19 protein-coding genes are annotated in these 10,707 nt (G+C 61.2%); 15 read left to right on the top strand and 4 right to left on the bottom strand.

The window, feature by feature from the left end; all coding sequences use genetic code 11:
• A partial coding sequence (locus tag WC683_17490; GenBank protein ID MFA4974403.1) for a hypothetical protein occupies positions 1-269 on the top strand: 269 nt, incomplete at its 5' end.
• A 416-nt stretch (positions 270-685) separates the two neighbouring features.
• Here WC683_17490 and WC683_17485 read toward each other — a convergent pair.
• From WC683_17485 to WC683_17470, 4 genes are read right to left on the bottom strand one after another with little or no spacing between them, the layout of a single operon-like run.
• Positions 686-937, bottom strand: coding sequence for a helix-turn-helix domain-containing protein (locus WC683_17485; GenBank protein MFA4974402.1), 252 nt, complete (start codon positions 935-937; stop codon positions 686-688).
• Complete coding sequence (locus tag WC683_17480) at positions 937-1,236, bottom strand: hypothetical protein (GenBank protein MFA4974401.1); 300 nt, start codon at positions 1,234-1,236, stop codon at positions 937-939. Before WC683_17480 ends, WC683_17485 begins: the two co-directional genes overlap by 1 nt.
• Complete coding sequence (locus WC683_17475) at positions 1,236-1,460, bottom strand: hypothetical protein (GenBank protein ID MFA4974400.1); 225 nt, start codon at positions 1,458-1,460, stop codon at positions 1,236-1,238. The genes WC683_17480 and WC683_17475 overlap by 1 nt, the downstream gene beginning before the upstream one ends.
• Positions 1,420-2,562, bottom strand: a complete 1,143-nt coding sequence (locus WC683_17470) for a hypothetical protein (protein MFA4974399.1) — start codon at positions 2,560-2,562, stop codon at positions 1,420-1,422. The genes WC683_17475 and WC683_17470 overlap by 41 nt, the downstream gene beginning before the upstream one ends.
• 312 nt (positions 2,563-2,874) lie before the next feature.
• Between WC683_17470 and WC683_17465 the strand changes: the two genes are divergently transcribed.
• The 14 genes from WC683_17465 to WC683_17400 all read left to right on the top strand — a co-directional run.
• Positions 2,875-3,732, top strand: a complete 858-nt coding sequence (locus tag WC683_17465; GenBank protein MFA4974398.1) for a hypothetical protein — start codon at positions 2,875-2,877, stop codon at positions 3,730-3,732.
• Positions 3,725-3,937: a hypothetical protein gene (locus WC683_17460; protein ID MFA4974397.1), complete on the top strand. Its 213-nt coding sequence runs from the start codon at positions 3,725-3,727 to the stop codon at positions 3,935-3,937. The genes WC683_17465 and WC683_17460 overlap by 8 nt, the downstream gene beginning before the upstream one ends.
• Positions 3,937-4,446: a hypothetical protein gene (locus tag WC683_17455; GenBank protein ID MFA4974396.1), complete on the top strand. Its 510-nt coding sequence runs from the start codon at positions 3,937-3,939 to the stop codon at positions 4,444-4,446. Before WC683_17460 ends, WC683_17455 begins: the two co-directional genes overlap by 1 nt.
• Before the next feature lie 81 nt (positions 4,447-4,527).
• Entirely contained in the window at positions 4,528-4,764 is a 237-nt protein-coding gene (locus WC683_17450; protein MFA4974395.1) for a helix-turn-helix domain-containing protein, read from the top strand.
• A gap of 234 nt (positions 4,765-4,998) precedes the next feature.
• Positions 4,999-5,928 carry a major capsid protein P2 gene (locus WC683_17445; GenBank protein ID MFA4974394.1) on the top strand — a complete coding sequence of 310 codons (930 nt, stop codon included), beginning with the start codon at positions 4,999-5,001 and terminating at the stop codon, positions 5,926-5,928.
• Between the two features lie 36 nt (positions 5,929-5,964).
• On the top strand, positions 5,965-6,249 hold the full coding sequence (locus WC683_17440) for a hypothetical protein (GenBank protein MFA4974393.1): 285 nt from the start codon (positions 5,965-5,967) through the stop codon (positions 6,247-6,249).
• A gap of 4 nt (positions 6,250-6,253) precedes the next feature.
• Positions 6,254-6,472 carry a hypothetical protein gene (locus WC683_17435; GenBank protein MFA4974392.1) on the top strand — a complete coding sequence of 73 codons (219 nt, stop codon included), beginning with the start codon at positions 6,254-6,256 and terminating at the stop codon, positions 6,470-6,472.
• Positions 6,473-6,474: 2 nt separating this feature from the next.
• Complete coding sequence (locus WC683_17430; GenBank protein MFA4974391.1) at positions 6,475-6,885, top strand: hypothetical protein; 411 nt, start codon at positions 6,475-6,477, stop codon at positions 6,883-6,885.
• Positions 6,882-7,613: a hypothetical protein gene (locus WC683_17425; GenBank protein MFA4974390.1), complete on the top strand. Its 732-nt coding sequence runs from the start codon at positions 6,882-6,884 to the stop codon at positions 7,611-7,613. The genes WC683_17430 and WC683_17425 overlap by 4 nt, the downstream gene beginning before the upstream one ends.
• A complete protein-coding gene (locus WC683_17420; GenBank protein MFA4974389.1) occupies positions 7,610-8,092 on the top strand; it encodes a structural protein in 483 nt (160 codons plus the stop codon). Before WC683_17425 ends, WC683_17420 begins: the two co-directional genes overlap by 4 nt.
• Positions 8,089-8,349 carry a hypothetical protein gene (locus WC683_17415; protein MFA4974388.1) on the top strand — a complete coding sequence of 87 codons (261 nt, stop codon included), beginning with the start codon at positions 8,089-8,091 and terminating at the stop codon, positions 8,347-8,349. Before WC683_17420 ends, WC683_17415 begins: the two co-directional genes overlap by 4 nt.
• A complete protein-coding gene (locus WC683_17410) occupies positions 8,349-8,786 on the top strand; it encodes a hypothetical protein (protein MFA4974387.1) in 438 nt (145 codons plus the stop codon). The genes WC683_17415 and WC683_17410 overlap by 1 nt, the downstream gene beginning before the upstream one ends.
• Positions 8,783-9,283 carry a hypothetical protein gene (locus tag WC683_17405; GenBank protein MFA4974386.1) on the top strand — a complete coding sequence of 167 codons (501 nt, stop codon included), beginning with the start codon at positions 8,783-8,785 and terminating at the stop codon, positions 9,281-9,283. The genes WC683_17410 and WC683_17405 overlap by 4 nt, the downstream gene beginning before the upstream one ends.
• A 141-nt stretch (positions 9,284-9,424) precedes the next feature.
• Positions 9,425-10,707, top strand: a 1,283-nt coding sequence (locus WC683_17400) for a hypothetical protein (GenBank protein ID MFA4974385.1), incomplete at its 3' end; no start/stop codon positions are given.

Here is a 10,707-nt window from a genome sequence, read left to right as displayed (position 1 = left end):
AAACGCCGACCGACACGCCGACCGATACTCCGACGGCTACGCCGACCGACACGCCGACCGATACACCGACGGCCACTCCGACCGATACGCCAACCGATACACCGACCCACACGGCGACCGTGACTCCGACGCCGACCGACACACCTACGTTCACGCGCACGCCTAACTGCGACTGTGTGATGATCAACGAGCCTCCAGCTGTAGCTACCAGGGAAATGGAGAAGGTGCTGCTGCTCCGTGCGATCGCCACCAACACGGCGGCAGAGTAAATTACCGGGTGTAGTGATAGCTGACACCATCGAGATCATTCAAATGACGGGCATCCTAATGCACGATTTTTGGTCAAAATAACCGTGACTCGATAATTTAGGTATTCAGTCTGCCGGCCGGGTGATCCAGCTGGTGACTTGACGGGATATATAAACATTCACGAACAAAATGGAGGCCCGATAACTGCCCTGTTATTCGTCGCCAACAGTTTCAAAGCCGCTCGGGCCAAGACGGCGGGCAGCTTTCGCAGGTGGCTGCACCCGAAGGTGACACCAGCACGAACCCCAGGCGTTTCAATTCCTTCCGAACACGTCGCGCCCGACCAGGAGCAGATCGGGGCGACGGAATAGCGGCCTCATGCGGAGACCCCGGACGCAGAGCGCCCAAAAGTAGGCGGCGCGAACCAAACGCCAGATCACGCCGCCACCAACCTGTACCGACCGTACCGCTTTCCTGTCTCGCTCCTGGTCCACTCACAATTGATCCGGTGCCCCTCCTGGCGCAGCTCCTTGACTCGCTGCGACAGGTTGGTGATCCCGTAGGTGACGGTGGCCTCGTACTGCGACAGCGTGAGACCACGCGACAGGTGATCAAACACCACCGCGCATTGCGACCGCTCTGTGAACCTGGTCGGAGGCGGCGCCGGGAGCTCCAGCTGCGCGGCCATCAATGACCATCCCCGTGGCGGCATGCGTCGCAGTTACAAGGCTCCTTAGCCTGGTCCTGTAGACCAGCCGCCAGATCGTCGTGACTCAGCCTAACCGTGGCCTCTTTTGACATCGTGCGACGCGCACGGCAAGGCAGGTTGTTGTCCAGGTACACGAACACAGTCCCGATGTATTCATTCTCGGCAACCTGGTGCACGCTGGTGACTTTGAAAGCCCGGTTCAGCCTCTTAAGTTCAGACACGATCAGAGGCTTTCGCGGGTCTCTGCTGTTTATTGGGCGGTACATCGTCTTTTCCATTACTGGCCCTCCTGGCCTTCCATGAACCTCCAGGTGCCGTCGCATCGGAGGATCAGGTATCCCATCTCTCGCGTCGTTCCAGGTGGAGTCAGATCAACGCAGAGCTGACCACCCCCAGGCTCGATCACGAACGGCATCCCGAGCTCACCTTCCACTAAAACCCGTTTGAGCTCGACAAACGGATCAGACCGTTGCGGCTGCAAGACCTCCAATTTTCGGCTCATAGGCCCTCCTGGTCTCTGCGACTACTTCATCCAGCTGCGGGTGCCCCGCGTACAAGCTGGACAACCCCTCAATCGCGCTTTCGGCGTCGGCGTAGCCGATCACGTTTTTGACGTACTGCAACAGCTCATCGAGTGGCGCTGTTGTCCTGTCGATCGGCTCCGGCTCCGGTGCCAATTTAGGCATGGACTTCTCGCGTTCACGCGCCTGCTTTTCGGCAGGGGATAGCGAAGTGAGCCCGTCGCGTACTGCCTGCCGCAGTAGCCCGAGGATGGAACGGATACGCCCGTTTGAAGCGTGGTACATATCCACCGTGTACCAGATCGCCCTGCGGATACGCTCTGAGGCCGCCGCAAGATCGCCGTGACACGCCTGAACGGCGTCGCGGGCGTGTGGTTTGAGCATTCCTGTGTGGATATGCGGTGCGACGCGCTGAATGTCACGGATCGCTGAGCCGACCATTGAGTTCACGTCCAGGTCAACATGGGCCTCAGAGGCCGGTGTTGGCGGCTGTGTTGTTGTTGCATGCGCTGTCTTACTACCAACAACAACAACAGAGGGGGAACCCCGGCCCAAAAGGCCGGGGTTGGTGGCTAAATCGCGATTTATCAGGCTTTCATTTGCTTCGATAACCCCGGCCTCTAAGGCCGGGGTTGAGGAACCCCGGCCCAAAAGGCCGGGGTTGGCAACATGGGCCTTTAAGGCCGGGGTTGACTCAACCTGGGCCTTTAAGGCCGGGGTTATGAAAGCATGAAAGATTGGGGAAAAACGGTTGTAGTGAACGTGGATAAGACCAGCTTTTTCAAGATCATCGACCAGGTGCCAGAACAGCTTGCGCCCGACATGAGCCTGACGCTGTATTTCCGAGACTTTGCAAGGCATATAGGCGCGAAGTGACCAGATGAGCATGAGCATGCCGAAGTGCTGGAGATCGAGTAGCTGCTGGTGGCTTAGTAGGGCTTCGATGAGTGGCTGCGGGGCTGATTCGGTGGGCTCTTTCGGTACTTCCCTGATCGCTGCGGAATCTCGTATAATTATAGTTTTAAGGCCTTTTTTGCTCTGTTTCCCCTCCAGGTGTAATTGGTTCCTCGTATCGTCTGACATTCAGGCCCTCTTCTGTCAGGCTGATCAGCAGTTCAGTTTTCTTAGGTTCCCATCCAAGAGCTTTGACAATGTATTTCGGCAGCGTGAGCACAGGGTAAGAACCGTTTGCTGTCAGCCGACGGTGGATTGTAATCGTCGGCATTGGTATCACCCCCTTTCGTTGGAAATTGTATCAATATCAACGAAAAAGGGCATGTAATAATTACCTCGGAATTGTCTTGGTGTCAATACAATTTCGTTTGACTCAACCAGGAGCATGGTATACACTTGTTCACACTACCGGAAGGTAGACGCTGAAACGGGTCGGCACCCGTGGCAGCGGTCAGGCAGATCGGCGCGGCTTCGGTGGTCAAGGCCCTCCTGGGCCGCGCCCTGTCACTCAGAGGCACCATGCGCATCATCACCCCCGCCAAAGAGAAGCCGTCCGAACAACCTGAGCAATCGTCTACACCGCCCTCGACAGCACCCGACGCATCCACTACGCCAACCGCTGCCGAGGGCGATCCCGTCTCCACAGCCGCCGCACACGTCCAGGACTCCATTCCCGCCGTCAACACCGAAGCCGTTGAGCGCGACGCGCAGGACCGCGATCGGAAGGCCCGCGAGGAAACCGAGAAGGACAAGGCGAAGGCGCGACGGCGCAAACCGGCCCCGCGCTCGGTGATCGCCAGGACAACGGACCAGGAGAAGGCCGACGCGAAGGCCCGCGAGACCAAGGCGGCGTTCGAAGCGCGGTGCCGCAAATCGGGGGAAGAGACCATCGACAGCATCGTGCTCGGATGCACGACGCTCATGGGGCCAGAATGGTGGTATGACCCGCCGACCGTCGTTAAGGTTGGCGATCAGGAGTTTGTCAACGACGAGCAGGCGCGGCTGCGCCAGGTGTGGGGTGACACGTTCGTTCACTACGGGTGGGCGAGCACACCATCGTGGCTCGGGCTCGCTGTCTCGACAGGTGGATATATCGCCGTTCGCGTCAACCGTCCCAAGACCAAGGAGCGCATTCAAAGCTGGAAGGAAAAGCTGGTCGGCTGGTGGGCGCGCCGGAAGGTGCGCAAAGAGGCTGAGCGGCGCGAAAGGGAAGAGCGCGAGAAGGCCGCGAAGCAAACGCCGCCGCAGACTGATCGCCTGATCAATACGCCTCCTGCACCAGAGGCGGCGCATGCTTAATTTCATCAAAAAGGTGGTGATGAGAGTGGACAACAATCCGACGAACAGCAAGCCTCCAGCGCCCGCGAATCCGCAAGCGCAGCAGGCGCCTCCGGTAGCCGAGAAGCCGCTGGCGGATCAGGTCAGGGACGCGATCGCCAGGACGCGAACCCTATTGAATGACCTCAACGCCCTGGAGCGGAAGTGCATGAGGCCGGGGAAGTAATGCACACGCTGATTACCGGTGTCACCGAGTGCGGCAAGACGACGCTAGGGAAGCGGCTCGCCAAGCAGCACCGTGACGCCGGGATCGGCGTCCTGGTCCTGACAGCCGTTTTCGAGAAGTGGCCTTGTGACTATATCACCACCAAGCAGAGCGATTTTCTTGACACGTTTTGGGGGTCTCGCTCCTGCATGGCCTTTGTGGACGAGGCCGGCGAAACAGTAGGGCACTACACGGACACCATGAAGGCGATCGCCACCAGGGGGAGGCACTACGGCCACTCGTGCTACTTCCTGGTCCAGCGCCCCAAAATGATCGACCCGAACGTGCGCGGTCAATGCACGCAGCTGTTCTGTTTCAGCATCGGCCAGGAGGACGCCGACGACCTGGCGCGGGAATGGAACCAGCCAGAGCTCAAGAACGCATCGAAGCTGCGGAAGGGCGAATACTACCGCTGCCTACGGTTCAACGACGACGGCGTGCCCTCGATCGAGAAAGGGGCGCTGTGGTGACACTCCTGAAGGCCCTGGCCGAGATCGCCGTGCTGGCGCTCCTGGTCTACCTGATCGCCAAGCTCATCATGTGGGTGTGACATGGACTCTGTGACCGTCAGGCTCAAGCACCGTGTATCACAGGCGCAGCTAGCGTACATCATGGGCGTGAGCTCTCAAACCGTGTCCAGGTGGGAGCGCGGCGTCGTGACGCCCACCCTGCCGCAGATCAGACTCATGCGCATGATCCACGACACGCCGAAAATCAACCTTCGGACACTTGACGAGTATATAGCCAAGAGTCTACCGCCGCTCATTGTCGCCCCTGGGCTCGCGTGATACGTTTCCACCCGAAGCACAGAACGACCTCAAGGAGCAGCACCGATGAAATACGCGATCCCCGTCGTGATCACCCTGGCCGTGGTGTGGACGTTGACCAAGTGGAACGTGCCCGTCGCCTCCACCGCCGCCAAGTGGGTGAGCAACCAGTAGGCTCCACCGGCCCGGAAACGGGCGTACATTTGTATACCCACGAAAAGAAGTGAAAAAAGCAGGGAAAAAGGAGCAGAGCCCATGAGGAACTTCCCGACCGATGTCCGGTTCAACCCCATCACGAACATCGCCAACAGCCTGACCACGAAGCAGACGTACTCCACCACCTTGCCCCCGGGGTACGACTTCCGGGACCTGTTCTTCCAGCTGCTCGGCGGCCTGACCGTCGCCATGATCGAGGAGCTGCGGCTCATGGCGAACGGGATGATCATCCAGCGCCTCAGCGCGACCGACCTGAACCTGATCAACCTGTTCTACAACACCCCGGCGTACAACACCTACACGACGCCCCTGCTGTTCCTCCCGCAGCGGCGCCTGGGCATCCGTGGCGGCATCCAGAGCTTCGACAAGACCGCCCTGGCGCTGACGACGGGGAGCTCCAAGGACTTGGCGATCGAGAGCACCCTGAACGCGGGCTCCTACGACGCGCAGGGGCGCGGGATCGCCTCCGTGCAGGTGGAGTTCGACATCAACAACACCCCCGGCGCGGGCTCGCTCCAGATCGTGCCCCGTGCGCAGGTGTGCGACCCCTACCCGGGCGGCCCCGGGCTCCTGAAGGTGATCGACAAGTTCACCTTCAATGCCCTGGTCGGCGTCAACACGATCACCAAGAACACCGGGCTCAAGCACGGCGACCTTCTCCACTCCATGTGCGACGCCCTGATCCTGATCCCGCCCACCGCGAACCTCACGGACTTCGTGATGCGGTACAACAACAACGAGATCAGGCGGCGCTCGTCCGACGAGAACCTCATGGTGCAGCGCCAGGACAACCTGCGCAGCCCTCAGAGCGGCATGTGGGTGATCGACTTCCTGGAACACGGCTACGGCGACGAGGCCCTGCTGATCGGGCCGTCGGCCACCAACATGGAGCTGGACTTCACCTCCGACGCCGCCGAGGGGATCACCGTCTACCAGGTCAGCCTGGGGTACATGTTCGCCCAAGCCTGACCGGCCAGGGCCAACGAGAGCACCGAGGGGGGAATTGTGGACATCGTGGACGCGCTCAAGGACGCCGGATCAACGGCCCTGGAGAACATCGGCGCACAGCTCAAGGCCGATGCTGCCGGTGTCGTCCAGAAACTACCGGCCCTGAAACCCGCCACCGGCACGACCCCCGCGAATCAGAGCAACCTGGCGCCGCCTGCGGGCAGCACCGCGACCCCCCCCGTGGCGACCACCACCCCCGTGTGGGTGTGGTGGGCTGTGGGGATCGGTGGTGTTCTCCTGGTGGTCACGGTGATCGCGGCGGTGTCGTCCCGGAAGGGGTGACGCCGTGAATCTCCTCAGCAACCTCAGCGGCTTCGGTTCCTCCAGCGCCAGCCCTCAGACAACCACGGTCACGCCTACGGTCACGCCCACCGTGACGCACAGCGGTGTCGTGATCAACAAGAACCAGCCCGCCCCCCTGGAGCAGCATATCCCCGTTGTCGTCGCAGGCGTCGCCGTCCTGGCGATCGCGCTGCTGTCGGCAATCCTTCTCAGGAGGCGGTAGCCATGCCCTTTAACGACATCACGGGCGCCGGGGTGGTCTCGGGCGTAGCCTCCGAGGACAATTCCACCCTTACGCAGACCTACGACAACAGCGTGAACCCGACTTTCGCTGGCGACGGCGACGCGAATGTGAACCTGTCTTTCGGTTCCGAGGCACCCGACACCTTCGTGCTCGGGAACCCCGCCGAGCTCGCGGCGTCCATGCAGCTGGCGAATGACGCCCTGGAGAGCAACCTGTCGGCCTCGCGCAGCGTGTTCGACCTGGCCGCCGCAGAGCACAAGGGTGCGCAGGAGCTCGCGTCCAGGAGCACCGCCACAGCCTCAGAGCAATGGGTTCGCTCCATCGTGGCCGTCGGGATCGTTGCGGCCCTTGTGCTCGGCGTGTATTGGTACACCAGGAGGGGCAAAGCATGAGGCGCATCAACATCGGCTACAAAGGCGTTCCAATCAACCTGGCGCTTAAAGGCGACTTCATCTATTGCCTTGGCGCGTCGGGCGTCGTCACCGTCGTGGACTCCGAGGGTGAGGAACACACGCTCACGAAGGGCGCCACCGCTGGCGACCTCAAGCCCTACAACTCGCTCACGATCACGTCCGACATAAACCCCGATACCATCCAGCTCATCGTTGGCTTCGGGTGGTATGAGGATCCCCATACCTTCCCCGGCGGCAGCACCGAGCTCCCGGATTATGTCTACATGACGACCCTTTCGACCGACCCGCAGGGCGTCCTGGACGGCGGCGGCGACAAAACGCTGCTGCATTGCAGGGGTGACGGCTCCATTTCCGGCGGCCAGAACCTTAACGCCGCACCGGCTGCGGTGCAGTTCAACCTGGGCGACTTTGCAGGAAGCAGCACGCCCAACCTTCCGGCCTTCTCGGCGGTCTATATGTGCATCGAGGTCAAGGGAATGACCGGCGGTGTGCTGAGCCTCTACGGGCGCGTGTGGAAGGGTGAGCGCCAGATACTCCTGCCCGTCCTGGATCAATACGGCGTAGCAGACACCATCAACGCCGACGGCATCTATTGGGTGCTGCTCCTGGGCTGCGAGTATTGGGACCTGGACGCCTCGATGTTTGCCGGTGCCGGTGCGCAGCTTTACGGCCACTTCATCTACACGCAGCCCGTGTGGGCGCCGTGAGGGTGTTCCTGGTCGGGATCATCCTCCTGGTCGGGGCCATGATCGCGAGGAAGAACATGCTGCCAAGGGGCATCAGGAACAACAACCCGGGGAACCTGCGGGACATGGGTTCCGGGTGGTCCGGACAGGTCGGGCGCGACGAGAAGGGCTTTTGTATCTTCGCCACCGCGAACGACGGGATCAGGGCCATGGCACAGACTGCCATCAGCTACGAGATCAAACACCAGATACACACGCTTGCTGCCTTCGGGGATCGGTGGGCCCCGGTCTCGGACAACCCCGGGGCGAAGAAGGGTGAATACGGGGCACGGCTCGCCAAGCAGCTCGGCGTCAGCCCCACTCAGCAGTTCTCGGTGATCCAGAACCTCCCGAAACTGTGCGCCGCGATCACCGTGAACGAGAACGGATACAACCCATACCAGCTGGAAGGGCTCATGGTGGCAAGCGCCGAAGCCCTGGAAAGGAAAGGACTCGCATGAGCAGGAACCTGATCATCGGCAGCGTGGCCGTCGTCGGCGTCCTGGCGATCGCCGCTGGTGCTGGATACCTGGCCTACCGAACGGTCAAGAAGGACGCCGAGGACACCATGCTCAAGGCCGCAGCGGAAAACTCCGACGACCTGGGGCGCGGCATCGGGTCGGGCGCGATCGATGCGCTTTTCAGGAACGCCCGCGTCATGCTGTCGGGTGGCGACGGGGAAGGGACCATTGTCAGCCCTGCCGAGGGGGAAATCTAGTGAGCAATCCTGTAACGGACATCAGCGGATCGGTGCGAAAGGCGACGCCCAACACCACCATTGTGCTCTCGATCATGGGAGTGGTGGCCGTGGTGGGCGCCTACTTCCTGCTGAAAGACGTTTTCAAACTGCTTCCCGACGCCGCGAAGGCTACCGGGGAAGCCGCGAAGAAGGCCGCCTCAACCGTGGCAGGCGCCGCGAAGGCTGCCCTGGACGCCTCCAGGATCGCGGAGACTCCTGAGATCGTGAAGCAGGCAGCGTATGACGCAGCCGAGAAGGCTGGATACGACGCAGCCGTAGCGGCGAACGCGCCGCAGCTGGAGTATGCGCGGCAGCGGTCAGCGTTCTGCAGGGCTCGCGGCATCATCATCGACCAGGCCGCCGCCTACGGCTGGCCCGACTTCACCACCTGGAAACGGACGGTCTACAACCCATGAGCGAAACAGAGATCGTGGCCCGCCTGGTGGCCCTGGAGACCAAGTTCAACGTGCTAATCGGGGCTATCGTGCTGCTCGCCGTCCCGGTCTACGGTCAGCTGATCGCGCTGTTCATCCAAACAAAGATCAAAGGAGATTCGATCATGAGAAAACTCAGCCTGTTTTTCATCCTGTTGTCGCTGTGCTCCATGGCCTATGCGGCGGCACCCCTGGACATCCAGCTCGACCCCGCGACGCACGGCGTTGTGCTGACCGGCGTCTGCCTGGGTCTCAGCGAGGCGTGGAAGCGCATTTTCCCGAAGGTGTCGAAAAAATGGGTGCCCTGGGTGTCGCTCGGCCTGGGCGTGGCAGGGGCCACCGTGACCGGCTTCGACGCCGGGAACAACATCGGCCAGGTGCTCTCAGGGATCGCCTGCGGCGGCGCCGCCATGGTGTCCTACGACCTGGGCGCGACCGTCAACGCCGCCCTGCGGCTCCTGGGGGTCAGGAAGCGGTAGGCAACAGGCTCAAGACCCCCTGGATCACCCCCCTTTCCAGGGGTTCTTTCACTCTCACCTGGTGGGGTATACATCCGAACACCGGCAGGTAAGAACGCTCAAAAGATGGGCCGTGTAGTGCAAAACCCGGAGGCGAATACCATGAAAACGCTGAAAAACCAAAAAACAGAGGCTTTGAGCGGAGTGATCGCCCTGGCGATCCTACTCATGGTGTTCGCCCTCCCGTCGTGTTCCGAAGCCGCGGCCACCGCGACGCCTACCAAGACGGGAACCGTCACCTGGACACCGACCAGCACCCGGGTGATCCGGTTCACGATCACACCGACGTTCACGCGCACGAACACCTGGACCTATACCCCTGGCACCAACACGTTCACGCCAACAAAGACCAAAACGCCGACGATCACCAATACGTTCACCAAGACCGGGACCGCGACCTGGACGCCGACCAGCACACCGACCGACACGCCGACCAACACTCCGACGAATACCCCTACGAACACGGCGACCGATTCACGGACATTCACACCGACGGCTACGCCGACCGAGACCCCGACGGATACTCCGACAGATACAGTTACCGAAACGCCAACATATTGCGGCGGTGTGCTTTCCATGCTCTTGAAGGCTACCCCGGCGGCGTCCAGGGGATACATGAACGTCAACCAGGATGGAGGCACCGGCGGGATCACCTTCGATTGGAACGCGACAGCTGCGCAGGTCAGGCAGGCCGTTGAAGCCTACTATTCCGGCCAGGGTGTTGTCGTTACGCCAGCCGACCCAGCAGATATGAATATCAATAAGGGGTACACCATCACCTTCAACGGTGAGCCGCATCTTTCGACACCGCCGACGCCTCCGGTATTCGGCAATTTTGTCTACAACGGGCCAGCGACGAACGAGATTCAGAACGTCTACGGCCTGCAGGAGCCTGCCAGCGGTGATATTAAGTTCGCGCTCTCGTACGCTGGAGGAACGCCAGTCACGACATTGACCGCGATCGACTGGGACGCTACTGAAACGGAATTGCGCGACATTCTGCAAACCGTATTCGATTCTGTCGGTATCACCGGCGACCTGGTGGATGGATTCGACATCGAATACACCGGCAGCGCGGCAGGCCAAGACGTGCCACTCATCGTCGCCGTTGATAATAACCTGCTGGACGCCCTGACGACGCCTGTTGTTCTCGACATCACCGAAGAAGTGAAAGGAAATCCCGGCCCTCAGCCGACATTGCAGCAGAACATTCTCACCGAGTGGGCCCCGCCCTGTACCGATACCCCGACGGCGACGGCTACCGAAACGCCGACCGACACGCCGACCGATACTCCGACGGCTACGCCGACCGACACGCCGACCGATACACCGACGGCCACTCCGACCGATACGCCAACCGATACACCGACCCACACGGCGACCGT

Source organism: bacterium (assembly GCA_041648665.1).
Taxonomy (GTDB): Bacteria; UBA10199; UBA10199; order 2-02-FULL-44-16; family JAAZCA01; genus JAFGMW01.
Note: the sequence above shows the minus strand (reverse complement) of the source record. Positions and strands in the feature narration are given on the sequence as shown.